Raw genomic sequence first — 24,107 nt, forward strand, 5'->3', positions numbered from 1 at the left:
CCTGCACCCGCTGCAACTCGGCGGCGGCCTGCTCGTCCGACAGCAGCGCCACCGGCAGCCGGGGGATCGACACCGGCCGCTCGATCAGCCAGCCGGCGAGCGCGCGCTCGACCGGCGAGACGTACTCCGCGACCTCCTCCACACCCCGCACGCTACGACCGGGGTACGACAGTTCCCGCAGGTCAGACCGCCTGTTCGGTCCTCCGCGGGTCGAGCGGACGGACGAGGCGGCCGATCGCCAGCTGCGCCAGCGGCGCGTAGCCCACCACGATCGGCGCCGGGCCGGAGACGCGGAGACCGGTGGTGCTGCCGCCGTCGGGACCGTCGGCGACCCAGTGCAGCAGGTGCAGCCGCACCGGGCCGGCGCTCACCGTCCACGCCCACTGCCGCGCCGCCTCGTCCACCGACTCGACGACGAACGGCAGCGTCACCCCCACCGGCCCGCGCACGCGCCCGCTCAGCCCGGCGACCAGGCGGGGCCCCGGCACGTCGACCCCGGTGATCTGCGGCGCCCACTCCGGCCACCGCGCGGGCCGGGCGTAGCGCTCCCAGGCCTCGGCGGGCGGCACCGGGCCGGAGGCGTGCAGGGTCACGGTCGTCATGCCGCCCTCCCTGCCCGCCGCGGGCCCGAGCCACGCACCGCGGACGGCGGCACGGTCAGGCCGGCGGGCCGCCGAGCAGCAGCTCGCGCAGCATGTGCATGGCGAGGACGACGGAGCGCTCGCGCACCGCCGTCCGCGAGCCGGGCAGCCGCACCGACCGCGCCTGCTGTCCCATGGGGCCGACGGCGCACAGGTGCACGGTGCCCACGGGCTTGTCCGGCGTCCCGCCGCCGGGCCCGGCCACCCCGGTGACCCCGACACCGACGTCGGCCCCGAACCGCGCCCGCGCCCCCTCGGCCAGCGCCAGCGCCACCTGCGTGCTCACCGCGCCGTGCTCGGCGAGCACCTCCCCCGGCACCCCGACCAGCTGCTCCTTGGCCGAGTTCGCGTACGAGGTGATCCCGCCGAGCACGTACGCCGAGGACCCGGCCCGCTCGATCAGCCGGGCCACCAGCAGCCCGCCGGTGCACGACTCGGCGGTGGCGATCGTCAGCCCCCGGTCGGTGAGCGCACCGGCCACCAGCTCGTCGAGGGTGGGCCCGGTCGAGTACAGCGTCGCGGCGTACGTACTGGTCAGCACGGCGGCCAGCCGGTCGTACACGGGCTGCGCCTCGGGCGCGAAGCGCGTGACGATCTCCAGCTCGCCCTCGCGCAGGCAGGTGGTGACCTCCAGCCCGCCGAGCTCGTGCTCGTGCTCGCGGAGGGTGGCGGCCAGCTGCGCCTCCAGCGTCCCCCAGAGCCGGATCGTCTCCTGGCGCAGCTCCCCCGCCCCGGCCAGCACCTCCTGCACCGGCCCGGCCGCCAGCGCCGCCGGCCACATCCCCTGCAGCTCCGACGGCGGCCCGGGCAGGACGACGACGACCGGCCCGCCGCGGCCGTCGGCGGGCGGGACGACGAGGCCCGGGGCCGTCCCCACCGGCTCGAGCACCGTGGCGCCGGCGGGCACCATCGCCTGCTTGCGGACGCCGGCCGCCGTCGCCTCCGGATCGGACCGCCAGCCGCGGCGGGCCATCAGCCGCTCCACGACGGCGGCGACGCGCTGCTCCAGCTCCGGGTCGACGTCCAGCGGCCGGCCCTGCACCTCGCCGACGACGGCGGCGGTGAGGTCGTCGGCGGTGGGCCCGAGGCCCCCGGTGGTGACCACCAGCTCGACGCCGGAGGAGGCGAACCAGGCCAGCGCGGCGCGCACGTCGTCGGGCCGGTCGCCCACGACGAGGACCGACCCCACGTCGACGCCCGCCCGGCGCAGTTCCTCGGCGAGCCACGGCCCGTTGCGGTCGGCGACCCGGCCGGTCAGGACCTCGGTGCCGGTGACGACGATGCCCGCGCGCGTACCCACCCGCCCGACCCTAGGAGGACGTCGTCCTCCCCGCCGGGTGCGAGGCGGTCCGCCGGACCCGCCGCCCCGCCTCCCCGGGCCGGGCGCGGACCGCCGCTAGCGTGCGGGGAGGACCGGTCCCACCCCGTGCGGGACCGGTCGCCCGCGTCCCAGGAGGAGAGCACCCGTGACCACCTCGCCCCCGCCGGCCGGCCCGCGCACCCAGCAGATCCCCACGGGGGAGGGCGCGACGGCCGCCGGCCTGGCCGGACACCCGGGCGCGCCCGCCGTCCCGCCGTCGGTCCTGCCGGCGCCCGCGTACCCGGTGACCACGCCCCAGCCCGCGACGACGCCGGAACCCGCGCACCACTCCCAGCCGGCCCACCACGAGCCCGCCCACTTCGCCCCGGCCCACCCCGCACCGGCCCACTTCGCACCGGCCCACCACGAGCCCGCCCACCACGCGCCGCTCCCCCACGAGCCGGCCCACCACGAGCCCGCCGGCTACCAGCAGACCGGACCCCAGCCCACCGGCCCCCTGGACTCGCTGCTCGGCGCCCCACGGGTGCCCCCGCCGGCCGCCGTGCCGCAGGAGGCCCCGGCCGCCCGGCCCGAGAAGCCGGCGCGCCCCCGGGCGCCCCGCCGGCCCCGCGACCGGGCCGCGCTGATCGGCGCCGGCCTGGCCGGCCTCGGCCTCGTGCTGCTCGAGCTCGGGCTCGCGCTGCGCCTGGACGGGCCGCGCCTGTGGGGCCAGGTCCCGGCCTGGGCGGCGTTCGCCACCGTCTGCGCCCTGCTCGGCGGCGCGGCCGCGCTGTCGCGGCTGGTGCCGGCGCTCCGCCTGCGCCCCCTGACCGCCGAGCGGCTGGCCCTCGGCGGAGCCGCCGGGCTGGCGGTCTTCTGGGTGCTCGTCGTCCTCCCCCACGCCGACACCGACCGCGGCTTCCTGCTCACCGCCGCGCTCGGCGCCGTCGCCCTCGCCGCCTGGCTGGTGCCCGGCCGCCGACGCTGACCGGACGCCGGCGGCTCAGCCGGCGCGGCCCCAGCCGTTGCCGCGCCCGTTGCCGCCGGCGTTCCCGTTCGCCTCGCCGTTGCCGTTCTCGTTCGCCTCGGCGTCACCGGCGGCACCGGCATCTCCGGCGTCCTCGGCGTCGCCGACCTCCGCGGTGTCCTCCGGGTCCCCGGCCGTCGGCTGCGGGACCGGGACGGCGTCCGGCTCCGGCGCGGCAGGGGTCTCCGGCGCGGCCACCTGTGTGGCCGGGCCCGCGTCCCCCGCCCAGGACGGCGCGGTGGACTCCGTCCACCACGGCGGGGGCGCCGGCGTGGACGAGGGCGCCGGCGCCGTGGCCACCGTCAGCGTGACCGTCTCCCCCGGCGTCAGCCGCCCGACCGGGGTCACCCCGGTGACGGTGCCCGGGGCCGCGTCCGCGGTCTCCGCCACCACCCGGAGCACCCGCAGCCCGGCCGCGACCAGCTGCTCCTCCACCTCGTCGGCGGACCGGCCGACCAGGTCCGCCCGCCGCACGTCGGTGCCCGCGTCCGCCGGGGACTCCGCCTCGGCCGCCGGCACGGGCGCCGTTCCCAGTGCGGCCATCTCCAGCACGCCCACGCCGAGCGCGGCGCCGACCGCGAGGGTCGCCACCCCGGTGAGGACCCGACCTGCCCGTCGGCGACGCGGCGCGGGGGCGGGCGGGGCCACGGCCGGCGAGAAGGCGGACACGGCGGGCGGCAGCGGCGCGGTGACCGGGGGCGGCGCCGGCGGCAGCGGGCGGCCGGCGCGGACCGTCTCCACCGCCCGGCACACCGCCGCCCCGTCGGCGAGCCGGCCGGCGGGGTCCTTGGCCAGCATCCGCGCCACCAGCTCCCGCACCGGCTCCGGCACGTCACGGGGCAGCGGGTCGGGCTCGTCGCGGAGCTGCCGCAGCGCGATCTGCACCGGGTGCTCGCCGTCGAAGGCGCGCCGCCCCGCCAGGCACTCGTAGGCGACCATCCCGAGCGCGTAGACGTCGCTGGCGGGCCCGGCCTTGCCCCCGGCCGCCTGCTCGGGCGAGAGGTAGTGGGCGGTGCCGACCACCTGGCCGGTGCGCGTCAGCGGGGCGCTGCCCGCCGACCAGGCGATGCCGAAGTCGGTGATCCGGACGACGCCGTCGGAGCCGACCAGCACGTTGCCCGGCTTGACGTCGCGGTGCACCACCCCGGCGGCGTGCGCGGCGGCCAGGGCGGCGGCGGTCTGCCCGACCAGGTCCAGCACCCGCTCGGCCGGCAGCCGCCCCTCGCGGGTCACCAGTGCCGACAGCGGCTCGCCGTCGACGAGCTCCATGACCAGGTGGGCGCAGACCTCGCCGTCCTCGGTCACGACCTCGCCGTAGTCGTACAGCGCGGCGATGTTGCGGTGCAGCAGCCGGCCGGCCAGGCGCGCCTCGGTGCGGAACCGGGTGCGGACGGTCTCGTCCTCGACGTACTCGCTGCGCAGCAGCTTGACCGCGACCGGCCGGTCCAGCAGCGCGTCCCGGCCGCGCCAGACCTGGCCCATGCCGCCGGTGGCGAGGAGGCCGAGCAGCTCGTAGCGGCCGCCGACGACGCGACGCACGGGACTGCCGTCCATCGCACCTCCTCGGTTCCGTATCAGTCGTCGGGGAAGTCTCCCGCGGCGGAGGTGGTCCCGCTCGGCGTCCCGGCGGGGCTGGTCACCGGTGAGGGTGACGGCGAGGTGCTCGTGCTGGTGCTGGAACTCGTGGTGGCGGTGCCCGTGGGCGTGGCCGACGAACTGGTGGCGCCGGTCGTCGGCGAGCCGGTCGTGGACGAGCCCGGTGCGTTCGCGGTGGTGGGGGTCGCGGCGTCGGTCGGCTCCGGGACCGTCGTGCCCGGGGCCGGTTCCGTCACGGGCGGGGGCGGCTCGACGACCGTGCCGGGCGCGCTGTCGCCGGTCACGGCCGAGACGCCGCCGCCGCCCTGCCCCGTGGACGACGCCCCGGACCGGCGGCCACCGCTCGGCGCCACGGCGAAGGTGACGACGACGTCGTCGCCGGGCTCCAGGCGCACGCCCTCCGGCGACACCCCGAGCACCCGGCCCGGGACCGCGGACCCGGTCACCTGCTCGCGCCGCTCCACGCCCAGGCCCAGCGCGGACAGCTGGGTGGCGACGTCGTCGATCGGCCGGCCGACGTAGTCGCCGGCCTCCAGCACCACGCCGTCCTCGCCGTCGCGGGTCTGCGCGGCGACGACCGTCGGGGAGGCGGGGTCGTCGACCAGGGCGGTGAAGACGACGCCGGCCAGCCCGGCGCCCAGCAGCAGCGCCAGCAGCGGCACCAGGACCGCCGCGACCCGGCGGCGGGGCGGCGGCGGGGGGCCGGGGCGCCGCGGCCCGTGCCGGCCGGGCAGCGCCCCGGACGGGCCGGGCGCGGCCTGGGTGAGCGGGCCGGCGTCGACGGCGACCGGGCCGGCGCTGACCGGGGCGGCGTCGACCGGGGCGGCCACCGCCACCGCGGCCGGCGCGGCGGCCGGGACGGGCGCGGGCGGCGCCGGCGGCTCGAGGTCCGGCAGCCGCCCGGCGCGGGCGTCCTCGACCGCGGTGACGAACGCGGCGCCGTCGGGCATGCGGGCCGCCGGGTCCTTGGCCAGGGCGCGCCGGATGAGGGTGCGGACGTCGCGGGGCAGCGTGTCCGGCAGCGGCTCGGGGTCCGAGCGCAGCTGCTTGAGCGCGATGGTGACCGCGTTGTCGCCGTCGAAGGCGGGGTGCCCGGTGAGGCACTCGTAGCCGACCAGGCCGAGGGCGTAGACGTCGCTGGCCGGGGTCGCCAGGTGCCCCTCGGCCTGCTCCGGCGAGAGGTACTGGGGCGTGCCGATGACCTGGCCGGTCTGGGTGAGCGGGACGCTGCCGGCCGACCACGCGATGCCGAAGTCGGTGATCTTCACGCTGCCGTCGGCGCGGACCAGGATGTTGCCCGGCTTGACGTCGCGGTGCACCAGACCGGCGCGGTGGGCCTCGGACAGCGCGGCGGCGGTCTGGCCGAGCACCGACAGGGTGGTGGAGGTGTCCAGCCGGCCCTCGCGGCGCAGCAGCGCCGACAGCGGCTGGCCCTCGACCAGCTCCATGACCAGGTAGGCGAGCGTCTCGCCGGTGTCCCCGGCCTCGGTCTCGCCGTAGTCGTAGACCGCGGCGATGTTCGGGTGGTTCAGCGCGGCGGCGTGCTGGGCCTCGGCGCGGAAGCGGGCGAGGAAGGTCGGGTCGCCGGTGTACTCGCTGCGGAGGACCTTGACCGCGACCGGGCGGTGCAGCAGCACGTCGGTGCCGCGCCACACCTGGCCCATGCCCCCGGCGGCGATCAGCTGGGAGAGTTCGTAGCGGTCACCGAGCATCCGGCGACCCGGTTCCACCACGGGACCTCTCCCATCCCTGCCGGCCCTGCTGCCGACGCCGTCCACCCCCGGCGCACCGCCTCTCGTCCGCAGAGGTGCCCGGTCCTTCCGAGACCACACATCCTCCCAGCAGTCCCACCCGTCCGGGGAGTCCCGTGCGTCACGGCTCGGCATCGACTCCGCGACACCCCGGCGACACGCCGGGGAACGGCGGGGGGGCGGCGGCTCAGCCGGTGAAGAGGGCGCGGCCCCACCAGTCGGCGTCGTCGCGGACGCCGGGCGGGCAGGCGAACACCGCCGAGGAGGTGTGCCGGACGTACTCGTTCATCGCGTCCAGCCGCAGGTTGCGCTGCACCTGCACGAAGCCGGTCTCCGGGTTCCGCTGGAAGGCGATGAAGAACAGCCCGGCGTCGAGCCGGCCCAGTCCGTCGGAGCCGTCGACGAAGCTGTAGCCGCGGCGCAGGATCGCCGTCCCCGCGTTGGTCGGGTGGGCGAGGAAGACGTGGCTGGTCTCGGGGATCGCGAACTCGCCGTCGACCTGCTTCGTGAAGTCGACCGGGTCGAACTCCGCGCGCTGGCCGAGCGGCGCCCCGGTGCCCTTGGTGCGGCCGATGGTGCGCTGCTGCTCGTCCAGCGAGGAACTGTCCCACGGCTCGATCAGCATCCGGATCCGCCGGGTGACCAGGTAGGAGCCGCCCCGCAGCCAGTCGGCTCTGCCCTCCTCGCGGTCGTCGTCCCCGACCCACACGAACCGGTCGAGGGCGCTGCCGTTCTCGGCCTTGAGGTTGTCGGTGCCGTCCTTGAAGCCGAACAGGTTGCGGGGGGTGGCCTGGCCGGTGCTGGTCGACGACGTCCGGCCGAAGCCCAGCTGCGACCAGCGCACGCTCACCACGCCGGCGCCGGTGCGGACCAGGTTGCGGACCGCGTGGACGGCGACCTGCGGGTCGTTGGCGCAGGCCTGGATGCACAGGTCGCCGCCGCTGATCGCGGGGTCGATCTGGTCGCCGGGGAACGCCGGCAGCTCGGCCAGCGGCGCGGGCCGGCGGGCGGCGAGGCCGAAGCGGTCGCGGCCGTCGGCGGTGGTGAACAGCGTGGGCCCGAAGCCGATCGTGATCGTCAGCCCGGACGGCGGCAGGCCGAGCGCCTCGCCGGTGTCGTCCGGCGGCGCGTACCGCTCGCCGTCGACGGCACCCACCGGCCCGGCGTCCCGGCCCGCGGTCATGCGCCGCGCGGCCTCGGTCCAGTCCTGCAGGAGCGCGACCAGGTCGTCGCGGCTGTCGGTGGTGACGTCGAGGGCGACGAAGTGCAGCCGGTCCTGGGCGGGCGTGACGATCCCGGCCTGGTGCTCGCCGTGGAAGGGCACCGCGTCGGTCGGGGCCGGCCCGGCGTCCGGGGCCTCGTCGGCGGTCGCCCGGCCGACGACCCCGCCGGCCGCGCCCGCGGCGAGGACGCCGGCGGTACCGACACCGACGGTGCCGAGCAGGCGGCGGCGGGACAGACCCGGCCGCTGCGGCGCGGCCGGCTGGTCGGCGGTGGGCTCCGTCATGGCTTCCTCGGGACGGGGACGGTCTCGCAGGGCGCAACGCCCCGCGGACACCGGCGCGTCCCCGGCGTCGGTGTTCCGCGGGTCACTGGTCCGCGACGACCGCCGCGACCTGGCTGACCGACTCCGACAGCGCGGTGATGCTGTCGGACAGGCCGCGGAGCTGGTCCTCGGTGAGCCGGTCGTGCGGCGTCCAGCCGCCGTCGGTGCGGTACTGCTCGAGCGCGGCCTCGGTGGCGGCGAACCGCTCGTCGATCTCGGCGACCAGGTCGGGGTCGGCGTCCTCGAGGTGGGGGCGCAGCGCCTGGACGGCGGCCTCGGAGCCCTCGAGGTTGGCGGCGAAGTCCCACAGGTCGGTGTGCGAGTAGCGGTCCTCCTCGCCGGTGATCTTGCCGGTGGCGATCTCGTCGAGGAGGGCCTTGGCACCGTTGGCCAGCTGCAGCGGCTCCAGCGTCGTGTCGTTGGCGAGGTCGACGACCTGCTGCACGTTCTCGAGCAGCTGGTCGGCGTAGGGGGTCATGCCCTCGGTGGTGCCGCCGACCCACAGCGCCTGCTCGATGCGGTGGTAGCCGGTGAAGTCCTCGCCCTCGGCCTGGTCGCCCTCGCGGCCGTCGATGAGCGGGTCGAGGTCGCCGAAGACCTCGGCCACCGGCTCGATCCGCTCCCAGTAGGTGCGCGCGACCGGGTAGAGCGCCTTGGCGCCCTCGACGTCGCCCGTCTTGACCGCGTCGACGAACGCCGTGGTCTGCTCGAGCAGCGCACCGGTCTGGCTCTGCACGTAGCGCTGGTAGTCCGCGCTCGCCCGGGCGAGGGTCTCGTCCTCCGACAGCGACTGCGCCTCGCCGGTGACGGTGAGGTCGCTGCGGATGCCGTCGCCGACCATGCCGGGCTTGCAGGCGGTCTCGTAGCTGCCGGCGGGCAGCTCGACGAGCAGCTCGCGGGTGAGGCCCGGGGCGATGTTCTCCACCTCGCCCATCACCCGGTCGCCATCGGCGTAGACGTAGAACTCGGTGACCTGGTCGCCGGAGTTGGTGACCTGGAAGCTGTGCGTCCCGGCCGGCAGCTCGCTGCTGGCGACGTCGCAGGCGTCGTCGGCGGCGGCGACGGCGACGGCGACGGTGTCGGCGGCCTCCCCGCCGCCGGACGCCGCGCCGGAGCCGGTGTCGGCGCTGCCGCACGCGGCGGTGGTCAGCGCGGCCAGCAGGCCGGCGGTGAGCAGGGGGAGGCGGCGGTCACGCACGGACATGCTGGGTGGTCTCCGACGGCTGGGAGGGGGTCCGGGCCGGGTCGGCGCCGGAGGGCTGCGGGGCGGCCACCACGTTCGGCGCGGGGGCGGCGAACGCGGGCGTGCGGGCCGGCCAGAGGAAGGCGACGAGCACCGGCACCAGGTAGGCGACGTAGGCGATCGTCTCGAGCACCGTGGGCGCCGCGGTGACGTTGAAGATCCCGGCGATCGCCGCGCCGTACCAGCTGTCGGGGTCGAGGACGCCCGAGATGTCGAAGGCGAGGACGTCCAGGCCGGGCAGGACGCCGGCCTCCTGGAAGTCGTGGACGCCGTACTTGAGGATCCCGGCCGCGACGAAGACCAGCAGCACGCCGCTGACGGTGAAGAACCGCGACAGGTCGATCCGGATGGCGCCCGCGTAGAGGCCGATGCCGACGACGACGGCGGTGAGGACGCCCGCGGAGATGGCCACCAGCGGCGTCGCCGTCGTCGTGGCGCCCTGGGCGGCGGCGTAGAAGAGCAGCGTCGTCTCCAGGCCCTCGCGGACCACGGAGAGGAAGGCGACGCCGGCGACGGCGAGCGTGCCCGTGCCCAGCGCCTGCTCCAGCTGCCCGGTGAGCTCGCCCTTGAGCTTCCGGGCGGTCCGGCGCATCCAGAAGACCATCCAGGTGACCAGCGCGACCGCGAGCACCGAGGTGATCGCCTCGAACAGCTCGCGCGAGCGGTAGTCGGCCAGCAGCGTCGTCTCGGTGTAGGTGAGCAGCGCGCCGAAGAGCACCGACAGGGCGACCGCGGCGGCGACACCCGCCCACAGGGGCAGCAGCCGGCGGCGCCGGCCGGACCTGACCAGGTAGGCGACGAGGATGCTGACCACGAGGGTGGCCTCGAGGCCCTCGCGGAGGCCGATGAGGTAGCTGGCGAGGAACGCCTGGCCCATGGCTGACCCATCTGTCGGGGTTCGGGGAACCCCCGGGTCCGTACTGAGGGCAGGCACACCTTACTCGCGGCGGGTGGTCGATCCAGTCCCCGTCCGCGGGAGGCCCCCTCGGCCGCGCGCGGGCGTGGCAGGGTGACCGGCATGTCAGAGACGACCGCCACCACGACCGTGACCCGCGAGGACGCCGGCGGCGTCGCGACCGTCACCCTGCAGCGACCCGGGATCTCCCGGGCGATGCGGCGGGAGCTGCTCGAGGTGGTGCAGGGGATCGCCGGCGACGGGTCGGTGCGGGCGGTGCTGTTCACCGGCACCGGCCGGGCGTTCTGCGTGGGCCAGGACCTCGCCGAGCACGTCGAGTCGCTGCGCGGGGACGCCGGGACCTCGCTGTCGGTCGTCGAGGACGAGTACAACCCGCTGGTCCTGGCGCTGGCCGGGCTGCGGGTGCCGGTCGTCGTCGGGATCAACGGCGCCTGCGCCGGCGCGGGCCTCGGGCTCGCTATGGCCGGCGACCTGCGGGTGGCCGCCGCGGGCGCGAAGTTCACGACGGCGTTCACCGGCATCGGGCTGTCCAGCGACTCGGCCCTGGCCGCGCGGCTGGTGCACAGCGTGGGCGTCGCCCGCGCCACCGAGCTGCTGCTGCTGCCCGACGCCTTCCCGGCCGAGACGGCACTGCAGTGGGGCCTGGTGCACCGGGTCGTCGAGGCCGACCGGGTGGCGGACGAGGCCCGGGCGCTGGCCGAGCGGCTGGCCGCGGGGCCGACGGCGGCCTACCGGGCGGTGAAGACCGTGCTGGCGGGCGCGCCCACCGCCTCGCTGGAGGAGACGCTGGCGCTGGAGGCCCGGCTGCAGACCGAGCTCGGCGGCACCGCCGACCACGCCGAGGCGGTCGAGGCGTTCCTCGCCAAGCGCCCGCCGCGGTTCACGGGCCACTGACCGAAGGACCCCGTCCTCCCCACCCCTCGCAGGCTCGGGGTGGGACCCGGGACGGGGCCGGGGGAGCTGAAGAAGGCCCTCCGCCGCGGGCCTCAGGCCCGGCTGAGGGTGGTGCAGGGGCCGCAGACGTCGCGGGCCGACGTCGGCCACTCCTCGTCGAGGGTGATGCGGGCGAGCGTGCCGCAGAGGGTGAGCTCGCAGGCGCCGTCGACCTCGGACGCCGGGCGGTGCAGCTCGACGGCGTGCCACAGGGCGGCGGTCGGGCCGTGGGCGCGGCTGCGGGCGGCGACGTAGGCGGTCGCGGCGAACGCGGTGGGGGCGGTCGGGGCGGCGGTGGTGGCCATGCAGGGAGGGTCGACGGAGCGCCCCCCGCCGGGGAGCCGGGCCGCCGCGGTGTCACCCACCCGGGTGAGACGGCGGGCCCGCGGGGGCGACGGCAGGATGTCCCCGTGGAGCTGACGAAGCACGGGCACGCCTGCGTCGTGATCAGCGACGGCGACCGGCGGCTGGTCGTCGACCCGGGCGCCTTCACCGACCCGGCGGCGCTCGAGGGGGCGACCGCGGTGCTGGTGACGCACGAGCACCCCGACCACTTCGTCGGCGACCGGCTGCGTGCGGCGCTGGAGGCCGACCCGGCGCTGGAGGTGTGGACGAACCCGTCGGTCGCGGAGCAGCTGGACGGCCCCGGGAGCCGGGTGCACGCGGTGGGCGACGGCGACGCGCTGACCGTCGCCGGCTTCGACGTGCAGGTCCACGGCGAGTGGCACGCGGTGATCCACCCCGAGCTGCCCCGGGTGCGCAACGTCGGCTTCCTGGTCGAGGGCCAGGTGTTCCACCCCGGTGACGCGTTCACCGTGCCGGGGACCCCGGTGGCCACGCTGCTGGTGCCGCTGCACGCGCCGTGGTCGAAGGCGGCCGAGGTGATCGACTACGTGCGGGCGGTGGACGCCGACCAGGCCTTCGCCGTGCACGACGGCCTGCTCAACGACACCGGGCTGGGCCTGATGGCCGGCCTGCTGGGCGAGCGCGGCCCGGGCACGCCCACCCCCTACGGCCGGCTGGCCCCGGGAGAGGCGGTCGAGCTCTGAGGCCCGCCGCCTCCCCCAGCGGAGGTCAGCGGCGGACGGCGCCGCGGCGCGAGCGGGCCGAGATGCCCTCGGCGACGCCGATCAGCAGGACGGCGGCGACGACGGCCAGGACGAAGCCCAGGACGTTGAGCTCCCAGATGCTGCCGGTGCCGAAGAACTGGGCGATGAGCCCGCCGATGAGCGAGCCGACCACGCCGAGGGCCAGGGTGGCGAGGATGCCCAGGTGCTGCTTGCCCGGGACGATGAGGCGGGCCAGGGCCCCGATGATCAGGCCGGCCACGAGGAAACCGATCACGACGATCCTCCGGTGGGTGCGTGGCGCCCGGCCCGTCGCCGGGCGCGCCTGCAGGTCATCTACCCGCATGATCACGGCGCACACCCGGGCCGTTCGTCACCGGTCCGCGGGGACCTGCTCCACGTGCGCCGGGAGCTTGTCCAGCTCCTCGTCGACCGTGCGCTGCACGAACTGCTGCACGGCGCGGCGGACCAGCCGGTCGGCCAGCCGGGGACGGCGCGGCTCGTGGGTGAGCGTGATGGTCACCCGGGTGGCGCCGTCGGCGGCGTCGTCGAGCTCGATGCGCGTCGTCCACGTCTCGGGGGTGAGCTCGAGCCGGGTGGTGACCACCCGCTCGGGCTCCCACTCGACGATCTCCCCGCGCGGGGCGCCCTCGCGGGGGGTCCCGTCGGCGGGGAGGCGGCCGGGGACGCAGACGAACCGGGCGCCCTTCCCGGACCGGCCGCCCTCGACGACGTAGGAGACGTCGCAGACGGCGCAGTAGGGCTCCAGCACGGCCAGCGCCCGCCACACCCGGCGGCGCGGCGCGGCCACCTCCCGGGTCCCGCTGGCCGTGGTCACGTCCCGACGGTAGACGGGGGACGGCCGGGTGCCGGGGCGAGGTCGGCGAGCACGGCCCGGGCGACGGCCCAGCGCTCCTCCCCCACCCGGCGCGCCCAGTCCCGCTCGACGTCGGCCAGGCGCCGGCGCACCGCCTCGTCGACCTCCCGGCCGCGGCCGGTGCGCCGGACCAGCCGGGCCCGCCCGTCGGAGGGGTCGGGGAGCACCTCGACGTACCCGCCGGCCTGCAGCGGCGCGAGCGCCTGGGCCAGCGCCTGCTTGGTGTGCCCGCTGTCGGCGGCCAGCCGGCTCAGCCGCTCCCCCTCGGGCGGCAGCATCGCCAGCAGCCGGTAGTGCCGCATGCGCAGGCCCGGGTAGCGCGCGTCGCTGAGAGCGTAGAGGTCGTCCCGGATCAGGGTCATCGCCTGCTCGAGCAGCGTGGTGACCAGGACGGGGCGTTCTCGGTTGACGGGATCGGACAAGCGGCTTCACCATCCACCCACCGTCAGACAAGCGGCTTGACCATCCTCCCACGGGAGCCCGCGATGACGACCTCGCCCTGGCTGGCGTTGTTCCGCCCCGTGCACCTCCACCTCCCGCCGCGTCGCGGCCAGCGGCGTCCGCGGTGACCGGCCTGCCCGGCGGGACGACCGTCGCCGAGCTGCTGCCCGCGCTGCGCCTCCGGTCGGGCGACCCGGCGCTCGAGGTCGAGGCGGTGACCTGCCGCCCGCTGGAGCACGACGTCAGCGCGCCGTCGACGCGGGCGCTGACCCGGGTCGCCGTCGAGGGCCGGGGGCCCGGCGGGCGGGTGGTGCTGCGCCTGGTCGCCAAGGAGCTGCAGGCCGCCCGGTACGGCCTGCCGCCGCAGATGCCCGACGACGCCCGCGCGCACCTGGACGAGGTGATCCCGTGGCGGCTGGAGGCCGACGTCCTGGCCGCCGGCGTCGCCGGGTGCGCCCCGCCCGGGCTCCGCCCGCCGGACGTCGTGGCGGTGCACGAGCAGCCCGGCGACCGGCTGACCCTCTGGCTCGAGGACGCCGAGCCGGTCGACGCCCCGTGGACGGCGGACGACACCCTGCGCGCCGCGGAGGCCCTCGGCCGGCTGGCCGCCCGCCGCCGCGGCCGGCCGTGGCCGCCGATGCCGGGCGGGGACTTCCTCACCGTCTACCGGGACGAGCAGCTGGGCGCCTGGGCGGTCCCCTGGCTGCGGGACGACGCCACCTGGGCCGCGCCGGTCATGCGGGTGCCCGAGGTCGTGGCCCTGCGGGAGGAGGTGTGCGCGCTGGCCTCCCGCGTCGACGACGTCCACGCCCGCCTCGCCGCGCTGCCGGTGCTGCCCGCCCACGGGGACGCGACGCCGATGAACCTGCTCCGGCCCGCCGCGGCGCCGGACACGTTCGTGCTGGTCGACTGGGCGATGGCGGGCCCGGCGCCGGCCGGCTTCGACCTCGTGCCGCTGCTGTTCGGCCGGGCGGAGTGCGGCGCCGGCCCACCCGACGAGGTGCCCGCCCTGCTCGGCCCGGCGGTCGCCGCCCACGCCCGCGGGCTGGCGGCCGAGGGCGTCGACGTGTCCCCCGCCGACCTGGAGACAGGGGTGCTCCTGGCTGCGCTGCTGCGCTACCCGTGCACCGGCCTGCCGCTGCACCTGCTGTTCGAGCCGGTGACCGGCGAGGTGCTCGGGCACGCGGCGCGGCGGGCGGCCTTCGTCCGGATGGTCCTCGACCTCGAGCCGCGGCTGGCCGCGCTCAGCGGCCGGTGACGCCGCCCTCAGAGCTGCAGGGTCGCCGCGGCGAGCAGGTAGGCCGCGGACACGGCCTCCGGGTCGTGCAGGTCCCCCGGGTCCTCCGACACCGCCCGGGACCGCCCGCGCACCGCGGCCCCGGGGTCGCCGGCGACGAGGTCCTCGGAGAGCCCGGCGACGACGGCGAGGGCGTCGTGCTCGTCCAGGTCGTCGAGGACGAGGCCGTCGTGGAGGAGCGTCGCCGCCTCGAGGAGCACCTCGCGGGCCGCCTCGGCGTCCACCTCGGGCCGCGCCCGCGCGACCGCCTCCGCGGTCGCCAGGAACCGGGCGCGCAGTGCGGCTGCGACGTCGGGCGGCACGCCGGGAGCCTGCCGGCGGGCCCGTCCCCCGGTCGAGCGGATATCCCGGTCGCCGTCCCCCGGCGTCCTCAGCGGCCGGTGACCGAGACCTCGAACTCGACCTGGCTCACGTCCGGCCGCAGCCGGGAGAAGCTGTGCACCAGCGGGTGCCCGGCGCTGTCGCGCACCGTGGTGCGGACGACCAGCAGCGGGGAGCCGGCGGCGATCCGCAGCAGGTCGGCCTCGTCCGGGGCGGCGGTGCCGACGTCGACGACGATGCGGGCGTGCGCGAGGTCGGCGCCGTACTCGCGGCGCAGGAAGTCGTACAGCGAGCCCTCGCTGAAGTCCTCCTCCGCGGCCCGCGGGTAGAGCGCCGCGGGCAGGAAGCTGTGCGCCACGTGGTTGGGCGCGCCGTCGACGCTGCGCAGCCGCTCCAGCTCGACGACGTCCTCGGCGACGTCGAGGGACAGCTCGGCGGCCACCGACGACGGCGCCGGTACGACCCGCTGGGTGAGCACCGTCGTCCCCACCTGGGCGCCCTGCTCGGCCATCACCGAGCTCCACCCGGCGATGCGGTGGACGAAGCTCTCGCGGTACTCGTGCCGGATCGCCGGGCGGGTGACGTAGGTGCCCCGGCCCTGCTCGCGCACGAGGTGGCCGTCGGCGACCAGCCCGTCGACGGCGCGGCGCAGGGTGATCCGGCTGACGCCGTACTCGGCGCACAGCGTGGGCTCCGGGGGCAGCAGGGCCCCCTCGGGCATCGCGGCGACCCGGCGCCGCAGGTGCTCACGGACCGAGAGGTACTTCGGTCCCGCCGTCGCCGCTGTCACGGGCGCCAGACTATGCGGGGAAAGACGTCTGAGGACGTCATGTCGTATGAGACGTCTCTCGCTCGGGTGACGTCCACCCCTACGGTGCCCGGAGTTCGACCACGGTCACCTCGGGCCGCGCACCGATCCGCATGGGCGGTCCCCAGTACCCGGCGCCGGTCGTGACGTACAGCTGCGTGTCCCCGTGCCGCGACCAGCCCTCGACCGCGGGCTGGTCGAGGCGGATGGCGTAGTCGAAGGGCCACAGCTGCCCGCCGTGCGTGTGCCCGGACAGCTGCAGGTCCACGTCGGCGGCCCGCGCCTGCTCGACCATGTACGGCTGGTGGGCGAGCAGCACCACCGGCGTCGCGTCGTCGCGGCCGTCGAGGGCGGCGTCGAGGTCCGCCCCGTGCCCGGGGACGCCCGAGCCGGCCGCGGTGCGGTCGTCGATGCCGGCCAGGTCGAACGACGCGCCGCCGCGGGCGATCGGCACCCGCTCGTTGCGCAGCACCTCGACGCCGAGGGTGGGCAGGTGCCGCAGCCAGGCGGTGGTGTCGACGAAGTACTCGTGGTTGCCGGTGACGAAGAAGACGCCCTGCTCGCTGACCAGATCGGCCAGCGGCGCGACCTCCTCGCGCAGCTGGTCGACCTCGCCGTCGACCAGGTCGCCGACGATCGCCACGACGTCGGGGCGCTGGGAGTTGACGATCTCGACCAGCCGCTCGAAGCGCCGTCCGCCGTACGTGGCCGACAGGTGGCCGTCGGAGAAGGTCACGATCCGCAGGCCGTCGAGCGCCGGGTCCAGCCGCGGCAGGGTGACCGGCACCCGGCGGACGACGGGCGCGGAGTTGGCGAGGTACACGCCCGTGCCCGCGGTGCCCAGCGCCACCGCGCCGGCGGTGACGGCCAGCGAGCGGGCGAGGAACAGCCGGCGGGAGGGGTCGGCGACGACCGCGCGGTCCTCCGGCCGCGGGGCCGGCTCCGGGTCGGGGCCGACGGCGGGGACCGGTGCCGGCGCGGCCGGGGCGGCGGCGGGGACGGCGGGCCGGCGGGTCCAGCCGCGCAGCACCAGGCGGACCGGCTCCAGGACGAGCAGCGCGAGGAACGCGTAGAAGGCGATCCCGAGCCAGGTGTAGGCCACCCAGTCCAGCGGTGCGGCGGCGTCCAGGGGCAGCGTGCGGCGCAGCAGCACCGCGGCGGCGGGCAGCAGGGCGAGCACCACGGTGAGAGCGGTGAGCCGTCGCCGCGCCCGGCCGGGCCGGGTGGTGCTCCTGACCAGGCGCCACCAGAGGTAGCCGTGCAGGAGGAGCAGGGCGAGCAGGACGACCGTCCCGAAACCGAGCAGACCGATCAGGGACAGGACGGACCTCGCTTCGGCTGTGCGGGAGACACCACGGCAGGAGACGTGCGGGCGGCCCGGGGTGTTCCCGCCCCGGGCCGGCGCCCGCCCGCTCAGGCCTTGACGGCCGCCTTCACCGCGGCGCGCAGGGAGGGCTCGAGCGCCCAGAACCGCTGGTCGGCGTGCTCGGCGCGCAGCTCCTCCAGCGCGTGCAGCCGGCCGTAGGCGAAGGTGTCCTCCCCCGCCCCGACGGCGGCCGCGGCCAGCCGCAGGCACCACTGCCGGGCGACGACGGTGTCCTGGGCCTCGCCGAGCACGTCCTGCACCTCCTTCATGCAGGCGACCAGGGCCTCGGCCGGCGCCCCGAGCACCGGCGCGGCGACCTCGGCGGTGTAGCGGACCCGCTTGGCCGCCTTGCGGACCTCGTGGAGGGCGTGCTCGGTCTCGTCCTCGTGCGCGCCCGGGTCCTCGGCCTCCCGCTCGCGGGCCTCGTCGATGCGGGCCTGCATCCGCTTGCCGGTGCGCCTGACCGCGTCGACGAGGACGGCGTGCGCGGGCTCACCGGCCGCCTCGAGGAGCGGCGGGTCGGCGAGCAGCGCGTCGAGGGCGTCGAGCAGCGCCAGGTGCCGCCGGTCCGACAGCGCCCGGACCGCCGCCTTGCGGCCCCGCTCGACGTCGGCGATCTCGGTGGACTGCAGCCGGGCGGCCACCGGCCCGCGGACCAGCTCGACCGGCTGCGCCGCGACGACGGACTTGAGGTGCTCGAGGGCCACCTCGCCGTCGCGGGCGCCGGAGAGCGCGGCGCCGATCCACTGCAGCTCGTCGCGGACCGGGTCGGTGGCGGTGCGGTCGAGCACCGGCCGGAACGCGGCCAGGATGCTGCGCAGCCGGCGGCAGGCCACGCGCAGGTCGTGCACGCCCTCGGGGTCGCCGGTGCGGACCCCGATGTCGGCGGTCTGCAGCGCGTCGACCTGGGTCCGCAGCGCGCCGAGCACCACCTCGCCCGCCGTCGGCCCGTTCTGCTTCCGCTGCTTCTTCCCCTTCTTGCCGCCGTCCCCGTCCTCCGCGGCGGCCGGCGGACGCGCGGGGGCGAGCGCGGCGAGCCGGTCGGCCAGCACACGGGAGAGCTTGGACGGCAGGGCGGAGGGCTCGATGCCCGCCGCGGCCAGCGCCTCGGTGACGCCGTCGAGGAGCGCCCGGTCGCCCTCGACGAGCTCCACCTCCAGCTCGCGCCACGTCATGACGGTCGCCGGGCTCTCGGGGTCGGGGGCCAGCGCGGTGCCGGTGACGGTGTCGGCGGCCACCTCGGCGAGGACGCGGCCCTCGTCGTCGAGCAGGTGTGTGACCTGCCGCGTCGTCTGCAGGGTGGCGACCGGGCCCGGCCTCGCGCCGCGCAGCACGGCGGTCACCGGCTCGGTCACGGCCCGCGGGACGACCGTGCGCCGGGTGCCCAACGGGGCGTGCACCTCCCGGCGGGAACCCGCGACGGCGGTGGGCAGCTTGAGGTGCCAGCCGGCGTCGGTGCCGCCGGTCCGCCGGCGCAGCGTGATCCGCGCGCGGGCCAGCCGCAGGTCCGGGGTGTCGTAGTAGGTGGCGTCCAGGTCGTGGGTGACCGGGTCCCCCGTCGACGCCACGCCGTCCACGGTCGTCAGGTCGGGGAGGACGACGTCCGGCCCCGTCTCGAACTTGCGCTCGACCTCGAGCTGTCCGCTGCCCACGTCGTCCTCCTCCTGGATGACCCTCCGCGCACGACCGTAGGCGTCCGGGTGTCGGAAGACACCGGTACGGGCACTCCCCCGCGGAAACGACGCCAGCCGGGGTGTCGACGGAGGAGGCGAGCACCGTGTTGAGCGAGCGAGACCTGTCCGCGGCGATCGGGAGCACGGTCCAGGGCCCCGACGGCGAGAAGATCGGCACCGTCGAGAGCTTCTTCGTCGACGACCGCACCGGCGCGCCCACCTGGGTGGCCGTGAGCACCGGCCTGTTCGGCACCCGGCACTCGATCGTCCCGGCCACGCAGGCGACCTTCGACGACGGCGTGCTGAGCGTGCCCGTGCACAAGGACGCCGTCCGGTCCGCGCCGCACCTGGGGGGCGACCACCTCGGCCCGGAGGAGGAGGCCGCGCTGCGACAGCACTACGGGCTGACGGCCGGCACGGCGCCCGGCGTCGCGACCGGGCAGCCGGGGACGCCGTCGGCGACCGGCCCGGCCCCCGCGGCGACCGGACCCGCGACCGGCCTGCCGGTCACCGGCGCGGCGGTGGCGGACACGCCCACCCGGCCGGTCCCCCCGCCGGCCACCACGGCGCGGACCACCACCGAGCAGGCCGCCCCGCCGCCACAGGGGGAGCCCGCCGCCGGGTACGCCGCGCCGCCCGCCGACGGCGCGATGACCCGCAGCGAGGAGCAGCTGCGCGTGGGCACCGAGCAGGTGGCCGCCACGCGGGTGCGGCTGGTCAAGTACGTGGTCACCGAGGAGGTGCAGGTGACCGTGCCGATCCGCCGCGAGGAGATCCGCGTCGAGCACGTGCCCCTCGACGCCCCCGACCTCCCCGGCGAGTCGCTGCAGCCCGCCGGCGGGACGGCGCCCGTCGCCGGCGCGCCGGGGGCCGGCACCGGCATCGGCACCGGGGGCCTGCCCGCGGAGATCGTGCTGCACGCCGAGCGGCCGGTGGTGTCGGTCGAGGTCGTGCCGGTCGAGCGGGTCCGGCTCGCCACCGAGGTGGTGCAGGGCCAGGAGCGGGTCAGCGAGCAGGTGCAGCGGGAGCAGATCGTCGTCGACCAGACGCGATCGCCGCAGGTCCGCTAGCCGCGGCGGTCGGCGAGGAAGGCGAACCGCTTGCGGGTGGCGGTGACCTCGGCGGGGTCGACGTCGGCCAGCACGAGCGTCTCGCCACCCGCGGCGGCGGCCAGCACCTCGCCCATCGGGTCCACGACCCGGCTGTCGCCGGCGTGGTGCAGGCCGTCGCCGCCGGTGCCGACCCGGTTGCAGGCGACCACGTAGGCCTGGTTCTCGATGGCGCGCGCCTGCAGCAGCGTCGTCCAGTGGTGCCGGCGGGTCGAGGGCCAGTTCGCCGTCACCAGGTAGACGTCGGTGGTCTCGGCGGCGGCCCAGAACACGTCCGCGAAGCGCAGGTCGTAGCAGACGAACGGCGTGATCCGCAGGTCGCCGACGGTCACCGTCACCGGGCCGTCGCCGGCGCGGTAGCGCTCGGCCTCGCCGCCGTGGGTGAACGGGTGCAGCTTGCGGTAGCGGTGCACCGTGCCGTCGGGGCCGGCCAGCACGAACGAGTTGTACGGCAGCTCCGCGCCCGGGGCGACCTCCGGGCAGGTGCCCGCCACCCAGACGCCGTGCTCGGCGGCCTGCGCGCGCAGGAAGGACGCCGACGGGCCGTCCTCGGGCTCGCCGATGCCCGGCGTCATCGAGAAGCCGGTGGAGAACGTCTCGCTGAGCAGCACGAACTCCGCCCCGGCGGCCGCCGCGCGGGCGACCTGCGGCGCCAGCCGGGCGTAGTTGGCCTCCCGGTCCTCCCAGACGATGTCGTGCTGGACGATGCCGAACCTCACGCTGCGCCTCCCCGGCCGGACCTCATGGGGACATCCTGCCCAGGCGGGCCACCGCCTCGGTGAGCACCTCGTCGCGCTTGCAGAAGGCGAACCGCACGAGGTGGCGGCCGAGGTCGGCGTGGCCCGCCGTCCAGAAGACGCCGGCGGGCACCGCCACCACCCCCGCCCGCTCGGGCAGCGCGCGGCAGAAGACCAGGCCGTCGCCGTCGGGCTGCACCCCGCGGACGTCGACCATCGCGAAGTAGGTGGCCTGCGGGCTGATCGTGGGCAGGCCCGCCGCGCGCAGCCCCGCGACCAGGACGTCGCGGCGGCGCTGCAGGTCGCGGGCGATGCCGGTGAAGTAGTCGTCGGGCAGCGCGAGCCCGGCGGCGATCGCGGGCTGGAAGGGCCCGGCGTTGACGTAGGTGAGGAACTGCTTGGCGGTGCGGACGGCGGCCACCAGCGGCGCCGGCCCGCAGGCCCAGCCCACCTTCCAGCCGGTCGTGCTGAACGTCTTGCCGCCGCTGCCGACCACCAGCGTCCGCTCGCGCAGCCCCGGGAGGGTCGCCGCGGAGACGTGCCCGGCGCCGTCGAACACCAGGTGCTCGTAGACCTCGTCGCTGACCAGCAGCAGGCCCGCCCCGAGGACCACCTCGGCGACCAGGTCCAGCTCGGCCCGGCTGAACACCTTGCCGGTGGGGTTGTGCGGGGTGTTGAGCAGCAGCAGCTTCGCCCGCGGGGTGACGGCGGCGCGCAGGTCGGCGGGGTCGAACGTCCAGACACCGCCCTCGGTGTCGGCCGGCGGCGGGCTCAGCGGGACCGGCCGGAGGACGCCGCCGGCCATGGCCACCGCCGCGGCGTAGCTGTCGTAGACCGGCTCGAACAGGACCACCTCGTCGCCGGGCTCGACCAGCGCCAGCATCGCGGCGGTCAGCGCCTCGGTGGCGCCGGCGGTCACCAGCACCTCGGCGTCGGGGTCGTACGTGAGCCCGCGGAAGCGCTGCACGTGCGCGGCGATCGCCGTCCGCAGCTCCGGGGTGCCGGGGCCGGGCGGGTACTGGTCGGCCATGGTGCCGATGGCGGCGCGGGCGACGTCGAGCACCTCGGCGGGGCCGGGGGTGTCGGGGAAGCCCTGGCCGAGGTTGATCGACCCGGTGGCGACGGCGAGCGCGCTCATCTCGGCGAACACCGTCGTCCCGAAGCCCTGCAGGCGGTCGGCGAGGTACGGCTCGCGGCTCACGGGGCCACCTCGAAGCGGACCGAGCGGCGGGCGACGTCGGCCTCGGTGAGCCGGACCCGCACCCGGGAGCCGGCGGACGGTGCGGTGCCGGTGCAGCGGGCCCGGATCGCGGGCTCGGCCAGGACGACGGTGCCGCGGTCGCCGTCGGCGTCGACCACGACGGCGTCGAACAGGGCCCCCTCCCGGCCGGCGAGCAGCCAGGCCTCGGTGGCGTCGACGGCGGCCCGCTCGACCGCCCGGGTGCGCCGGTCGGAGGCGGCCATGAGGCCGGGGAGCTCCGGCAGCGCGGCGCGCACCGCGGGGTCGGGCTCGCGGCCGGCGGCCAGGGCGAGGCAGACCTCGGTGGCGAACCGGTCGACCAGGCGGCGCAGCGGGGCGGTGACGTGCGCGTACGGGGCGCCGACGCCGGCGTGGCCGGTCTGCGCGGGCGGGGCGCCGTCGAAGGGCGTGTAGGCCGCGCCGCGGAGCAGGGCGGCCGCCTCCTCGAGGAAGGCCGCGTGCCGGGGATCGGTGACGTCGAGCCCGGCGAGGACCTCCCCCGGACCGGCGCCGCCCGGCCACCGCACGCCGAGCGCGGGGGCCAGCCGGCGCAGCCGCTCGACGTCCTCCGGCCGGGCGGGCGGCAGGGTGCGCAGCACGCCGACGCCGCCGTCGAGCATGAGCCGGGCCGCGACTCGGCCGGTGAGCAGCGAGACCTGCGCGTTCCAGCCCTCCACCGGCAGATCCGCGCGGGCGACCAGCGTCCAGCCGCCGTCCGGGCCGCGCACCACCTGCTGCTCCGGGGTGCCGAGCTCGATGGCGCCGCGGTCGGCCGCGCGCCGCTCGAGCAGCCGGCCGACCTCGGGCAGCAGGGCGATCGGGTCGGGGAGGGTGCCGGCGTCGGCCTGCGCCTGGACGTCGGGGTAGGCCAGCTGCGCGCGGCTGCGGACGCGGGCCCGCCGCAGGTCGACGCCGCACACCTCGCCGTCGGCGTCGAGCCGGAGGGTCCACAGCGCCGCGGCGCGGTCCTGTCCCGGCAGCAGGCTGGCCGCGCCCTCGCCGAGCACCGGCGGGTGCAGCGGGGTGCGCCGGTCGGGGCTGTAGAGGGTCTGGCCGCGGCGCCGCGCCTCGACGTCGAGCGCCCCGCCGGAGGCCACCACCGAGCCGACGTCGGCGATCGCGTAGCGGACGACGTAGCCGCCGTCCTCCCGCGCCAGGTGCACCGCCTGGTCGAGGTCGCGACTGCCCGGCGGGTCGACGGTGACCAGCGGGAGGGCGGTGGCGTCCTCGTCCGGCAGCGGGAGGGCCGCCGCGACCCGCTCGGCCTCGGCGAGCACGTCGGCCGGGAAGGACTCGGGGACGTCGTGCTCCGCGCGGATCGCGGCGAAGTCCGGCCCGGCGGGGGCGGCGTCGGGCCACCGCGGCAGCGCCAGCGGGAAGCGGTTCCACGTGGAACCGGCACCGTCGGTCATGCGATGCGCACGTCCTCGGCGCCCTCGATCGAGACGACGTCGCCCCGGCGCACCTGCCGGCCGCGGCGGTCCTCGGGCTCGCCGTTCACGCGGACCGCGCCGGTGACCAGCACGTCCTTGACCTGGGCGCCGGTCGGCACGGCGTCGACGAGCTTGAGCAGCTGACCGAGGCGGATGGAGTCCTCACCGGGACGCAGTTCGACGGTGCGCACGACGTCGATCGTGCCCTCAGGCGGGGACGGGCGCGTCACCGACGGCCCGCCGGGCAGGGATCAAGGGCGGTACCGGCGCAGGCCGTCGGTCCCTGGGGAGGCGGCCCGGCCCTGTCCACCATCGGAGCCCTGCCGGACCGACGCGGCGCCGGCCGCCACGAGGAGGGAGCAGGACATGCCGAAGGTGTCGAGGTCGACCGCGCCCCACCAGACCTTCCCGGGCTACGTGGACGCCCACGAGCAGGAGGCCGGGGACTGGACGGTCACCATCGAGCGCGACCTCACCGACATGGACTACGCGCCGTTCTTCGAGGGCGCGCCGGACGACATGTGCCAGGCGAGCCACGTGGGCTACGTGCTCTCCGGACGGTTCGGGATCCGGAGGGCCGACGGGACCGAGGAGGTCTTCGAGGCCGGGGACGCGTTCGTCATCGAGCCCGGGCACACGCCGTTCGCGTCGGCCGGGACGGAGTACGTCGCCTTCACCCGCACCGAGGAGGCGCGGGAGCAGATGGCGGTGATGATGCCGAACATCGTGCGGTTCGCGCGGGAACGCGGGATCCCGCTGCCGGGGCAGATGGCGTCCTCGTAGGC

25 protein-coding genes are annotated in these 24,107 nt (G+C 77.0%); 6 read left to right on the forward strand and 19 right to left on the reverse strand.

All coding sequences use genetic code 11. The features are described from left to right. Nucleotides 1–182: 182 nt before the first annotated feature. Nucleotides 183–602 (reverse strand): SRPBCC family protein, encoded by a 420-nt coding sequence (locus tag ACI8AR_RS20405; protein ID WP_457052619.1) that lies wholly within the window; start codon nucleotides 600–602, stop codon nucleotides 183–185. Nucleotides 603–657: 55 nt separating this feature from the next. Beyond that, nucleotides 658–1,941, reverse strand: a complete 1,284-nt coding sequence (locus tag ACI8AR_RS20410; protein ID WP_457052620.1) for a competence/damage-inducible protein A — start codon at nucleotides 1,939–1,941, stop codon at nucleotides 658–660. A 166-nt stretch (nucleotides 1,942–2,107) separates the two neighbouring features. Here ACI8AR_RS20410 and ACI8AR_RS20415 point away from each other — a divergent pair, with 166 nt between their 5' ends. Beyond that, nucleotides 2,108–2,929 (forward strand): hypothetical protein, encoded by an 822-nt coding sequence (locus tag ACI8AR_RS20415; RefSeq protein WP_457052621.1) that lies wholly within the window; start codon nucleotides 2,108–2,110, stop codon nucleotides 2,927–2,929. A gap of 15 nt (nucleotides 2,930–2,944) precedes the next feature. Here ACI8AR_RS20415 and ACI8AR_RS20420 read toward each other — a convergent pair whose 3' ends face one another. The 5 genes from ACI8AR_RS20420 to efeU form a co-directional block, all read right to left on the reverse strand. Next, the gene (locus ACI8AR_RS20420) at nucleotides 2,945–4,522 is read right to left on the reverse strand and encodes a serine/threonine protein kinase (protein WP_457052622.1); all 1,578 of its coding nucleotides are present in this window, start codon (nucleotides 4,520–4,522) and stop codon (nucleotides 2,945–2,947) included. Nucleotides 4,523–4,542: 20 nt separating this feature from the next. Then, nucleotides 4,543–6,294: a serine/threonine protein kinase gene (locus ACI8AR_RS20425; protein WP_457052623.1), complete on the reverse strand. Its 1,752-nt coding sequence runs from the start codon at nucleotides 6,292–6,294 to the stop codon at nucleotides 4,543–4,545. 208 nt (nucleotides 6,295–6,502) lie between these two features. Further along, nucleotides 6,503–7,822 carry an iron uptake transporter deferrochelatase/peroxidase subunit gene (gene efeB / locus ACI8AR_RS20430; protein ID WP_457052624.1) on the reverse strand — a complete coding sequence of 440 codons (1,320 nt, stop codon included), beginning with the start codon at nucleotides 7,820–7,822 and terminating at the stop codon, nucleotides 6,503–6,505. An 82-nt stretch (nucleotides 7,823–7,904) separates the two neighbouring features. Continuing rightward, complete coding sequence (gene efeO, locus ACI8AR_RS20435) at nucleotides 7,905–9,059, reverse strand: iron uptake system protein EfeO (RefSeq protein WP_457052625.1); 1,155 nt, start codon at nucleotides 9,057–9,059, stop codon at nucleotides 7,905–7,907. Next, nucleotides 9,052–9,981 (reverse strand): iron uptake transporter permease EfeU, encoded by a 930-nt coding sequence (gene efeU, locus ACI8AR_RS20440; RefSeq protein ID WP_457052626.1) that lies wholly within the window; start codon nucleotides 9,979–9,981, stop codon nucleotides 9,052–9,054. Before efeU ends, efeO begins: the two co-directional genes overlap by 8 nt. Nucleotides 9,982–10,122: 141 nt before the next feature. Here efeU and ACI8AR_RS20445 point away from each other — a divergent pair, with 141 nt between their 5' ends. Continuing rightward, entirely contained in the window at nucleotides 10,123–10,914 is a 792-nt protein-coding gene (locus ACI8AR_RS20445) for an enoyl-CoA hydratase-related protein (RefSeq protein WP_457052627.1), read from the forward strand. Between the two features lie 92 nt (nucleotides 10,915–11,006). On the opposite strand, the gene ACI8AR_RS20450 is transcribed toward ACI8AR_RS20445, so the two are convergent. Beyond that, nucleotides 11,007–11,258 (reverse strand): hypothetical protein, encoded by a 252-nt coding sequence (locus tag ACI8AR_RS20450; RefSeq protein WP_457052628.1) that lies wholly within the window; start codon nucleotides 11,256–11,258, stop codon nucleotides 11,007–11,009. A gap of 105 nt (nucleotides 11,259–11,363) precedes the next feature. Here ACI8AR_RS20450 and ACI8AR_RS20455 point away from each other — a divergent pair, with 105 nt between their 5' ends. After that, nucleotides 11,364–12,002, forward strand: coding sequence for an MBL fold metallo-hydrolase (locus tag ACI8AR_RS20455; protein ID WP_457052629.1), 639 nt, complete (start codon nucleotides 11,364–11,366; stop codon nucleotides 12,000–12,002). A gap of 25 nt (nucleotides 12,003–12,027) precedes the next feature. Here the strand turns inward: ACI8AR_RS20455 and ACI8AR_RS20460 are convergent, their stop codons facing one another. The 3 genes from ACI8AR_RS20460 to ACI8AR_RS20470 all read right to left on the reverse strand — a co-directional run bounded on the left by ACI8AR_RS20460 (nucleotide 12,028) and on the right by ACI8AR_RS20470 (nucleotide 13,319). Then, nucleotides 12,028–12,297 (reverse strand): GlsB/YeaQ/YmgE family stress response membrane protein, encoded by a 270-nt coding sequence (locus ACI8AR_RS20460; RefSeq protein ID WP_456936239.1) that lies wholly within the window; start codon nucleotides 12,295–12,297, stop codon nucleotides 12,028–12,030. Nucleotides 12,298–12,393: 96 nt separating this feature from the next. Beyond that, nucleotides 12,394–12,858 carry an SRPBCC family protein gene (locus ACI8AR_RS20465; protein ID WP_457052630.1) on the reverse strand — a complete coding sequence of 155 codons (465 nt, stop codon included), beginning with the start codon at nucleotides 12,856–12,858 and terminating at the stop codon, nucleotides 12,394–12,396. Then, the gene (locus tag ACI8AR_RS20470; RefSeq protein ID WP_457052631.1) at nucleotides 12,855–13,319 is read right to left on the reverse strand and encodes a MarR family winged helix-turn-helix transcriptional regulator; all 465 of its coding nucleotides are present in this window, start codon (nucleotides 13,317–13,319) and stop codon (nucleotides 12,855–12,857) included. The genes ACI8AR_RS20465 and ACI8AR_RS20470 overlap by 4 nt, the downstream gene beginning before the upstream one ends. Before the next feature lie 143 nt (nucleotides 13,320–13,462). On the opposite strand from ACI8AR_RS20470, the gene ACI8AR_RS20475 reads away from it, so the two are divergent. Next, nucleotides 13,463–14,596, forward strand: coding sequence for a hypothetical protein (locus ACI8AR_RS20475; protein ID WP_457052632.1), 1,134 nt, complete (start codon nucleotides 13,463–13,465; stop codon nucleotides 14,594–14,596). A gap of 8 nt (nucleotides 14,597–14,604) precedes the next feature. Here the strand turns inward: ACI8AR_RS20475 and ACI8AR_RS20480 are convergent, their stop codons facing one another. The 4 genes from ACI8AR_RS20480 to ACI8AR_RS20495 all read right to left on the reverse strand — a co-directional run bounded on the left by ACI8AR_RS20480 (nucleotide 14,605) and on the right by ACI8AR_RS20495 (nucleotide 18,782). Continuing rightward, nucleotides 14,605–14,937: a hypothetical protein gene (locus tag ACI8AR_RS20480; RefSeq protein ID WP_457052633.1), complete on the reverse strand. Its 333-nt coding sequence runs from the start codon at nucleotides 14,935–14,937 to the stop codon at nucleotides 14,605–14,607. Between the two features lie 68 nt (nucleotides 14,938–15,005). Then, on the reverse strand, nucleotides 15,006–15,746 hold the full coding sequence (locus ACI8AR_RS20485; protein ID WP_456927766.1) for a GntR family transcriptional regulator: 741 nt from the start codon (nucleotides 15,744–15,746) through the stop codon (nucleotides 15,006–15,008). Between the two features lie 79 nt (nucleotides 15,747–15,825). After that, nucleotides 15,826–16,947 (reverse strand): metallophosphoesterase, encoded by a 1,122-nt coding sequence (locus ACI8AR_RS20490; protein ID WP_457052634.1) that lies wholly within the window; start codon nucleotides 16,945–16,947, stop codon nucleotides 15,826–15,828. Between the two features lie 230 nt (nucleotides 16,948–17,177). After that, entirely contained in the window at nucleotides 17,178–18,782 is a 1,605-nt protein-coding gene (locus tag ACI8AR_RS20495) for a CYTH and CHAD domain-containing protein (RefSeq protein WP_457052635.1), read from the reverse strand. Between the two features lie 125 nt (nucleotides 18,783–18,907). On the opposite strand from ACI8AR_RS20495, the gene ACI8AR_RS20500 reads away from it, so the two are divergent. After that, the gene (locus tag ACI8AR_RS20500) at nucleotides 18,908–19,873 is read left to right on the forward strand and encodes a PRC and DUF2382 domain-containing protein (protein ID WP_457052636.1); all 966 of its coding nucleotides are present in this window, start codon (nucleotides 18,908–18,910) and stop codon (nucleotides 19,871–19,873) included. Here ACI8AR_RS20500 and ACI8AR_RS20505 read toward each other — a convergent pair. Genes ACI8AR_RS20505 through ACI8AR_RS20520 form a run of 4 tightly spaced genes read right to left on the reverse strand, consistent with a single transcriptional unit; the run spans nucleotide 19,870 to nucleotide 23,513 of the window. Further along, entirely contained in the window at nucleotides 19,870–20,631 is a 762-nt protein-coding gene (locus ACI8AR_RS20505) for a nitrilase-related carbon-nitrogen hydrolase (RefSeq protein WP_457052637.1), read from the reverse strand. The genes ACI8AR_RS20500 and ACI8AR_RS20505 overlap by 4 nt on opposite strands. 22 nt (nucleotides 20,632–20,653) lie before the next feature. After that, the gene (locus ACI8AR_RS20510) at nucleotides 20,654–21,850 is read right to left on the reverse strand and encodes a pyridoxal phosphate-dependent aminotransferase (RefSeq protein ID WP_457052638.1); all 1,197 of its coding nucleotides are present in this window, start codon (nucleotides 21,848–21,850) and stop codon (nucleotides 20,654–20,656) included. Then, on the reverse strand, nucleotides 21,847–23,301 hold the full coding sequence (locus tag ACI8AR_RS20515; protein ID WP_457052639.1) for an RNB domain-containing ribonuclease: 1,455 nt from the start codon (nucleotides 23,299–23,301) through the stop codon (nucleotides 21,847–21,849). Before ACI8AR_RS20515 ends, ACI8AR_RS20510 begins: the two co-directional genes overlap by 4 nt. Beyond that, entirely contained in the window at nucleotides 23,298–23,513 is a 216-nt protein-coding gene (locus ACI8AR_RS20520; RefSeq protein ID WP_456927759.1) for an RNA-binding S4 domain-containing protein, read from the reverse strand. Before ACI8AR_RS20520 ends, ACI8AR_RS20515 begins: the two co-directional genes overlap by 4 nt. 175 nt (nucleotides 23,514–23,688) lie before the next feature. On the opposite strand from ACI8AR_RS20520, the gene ACI8AR_RS20525 reads away from it, so the two are divergent. Continuing rightward, nucleotides 23,689–24,105, forward strand: coding sequence for a hypothetical protein (locus ACI8AR_RS20525; RefSeq protein WP_457052640.1), 417 nt, complete (start codon nucleotides 23,689–23,691; stop codon nucleotides 24,103–24,105). Nucleotides 24,106–24,107 lie beyond the last annotated feature (2 nt).

The organism is Geodermatophilus sp. SYSU D01036 (assembly GCF_054050435.1).

Bases quoted from the DNA above. Each gene is read 5' to 3' on its own strand.
- ACI8AR_RS20405 (WP_457052619.1), bottom strand. From the start codon at position 602: ATGACGACCGTGACCCTGCACGCCTCCGGCCCGGTGCCGCCCGCCGAG.
- ACI8AR_RS20420 (WP_457052622.1), bottom strand. From the start codon at position 4,522: ATGGACGGCAGTCCCGTGCGTCGCGTCGTCGGCGGCCGCTACGAGCTG.
- efeB (WP_457052624.1), bottom strand. From the start codon at position 7,822: ATGACGGAGCCCACCGCCGACCAGCCGGCCGCGCCGCAGCGGCCGGGT.
- efeU (WP_457052626.1), bottom strand. From the start codon at position 9,981: ATGGGCCAGGCGTTCCTCGCCAGCTACCTCATCGGCCTCCGCGAGGGC.
- ACI8AR_RS20445 (WP_457052627.1), top strand. From the start codon at position 10,123: ATGTCAGAGACGACCGCCACCACGACCGTGACCCGCGAGGACGCCGGC.
- ACI8AR_RS20450 (WP_457052628.1), bottom strand. From the start codon at position 11,258: ATGGCCACCACCGCCGCCCCGACCGCCCCCACCGCGTTCGCCGCGACC.
- ACI8AR_RS20515 (WP_457052639.1), bottom strand. From the start codon at position 23,301: ATGACCGACGGTGCCGGTTCCACGTGGAACCGCTTCCCGCTGGCGCTG.
- ACI8AR_RS20525 (WP_457052640.1), top strand. From the start codon at position 23,689: ATGCCGAAGGTGTCGAGGTCGACCGCGCCCCACCAGACCTTCCCGGGC.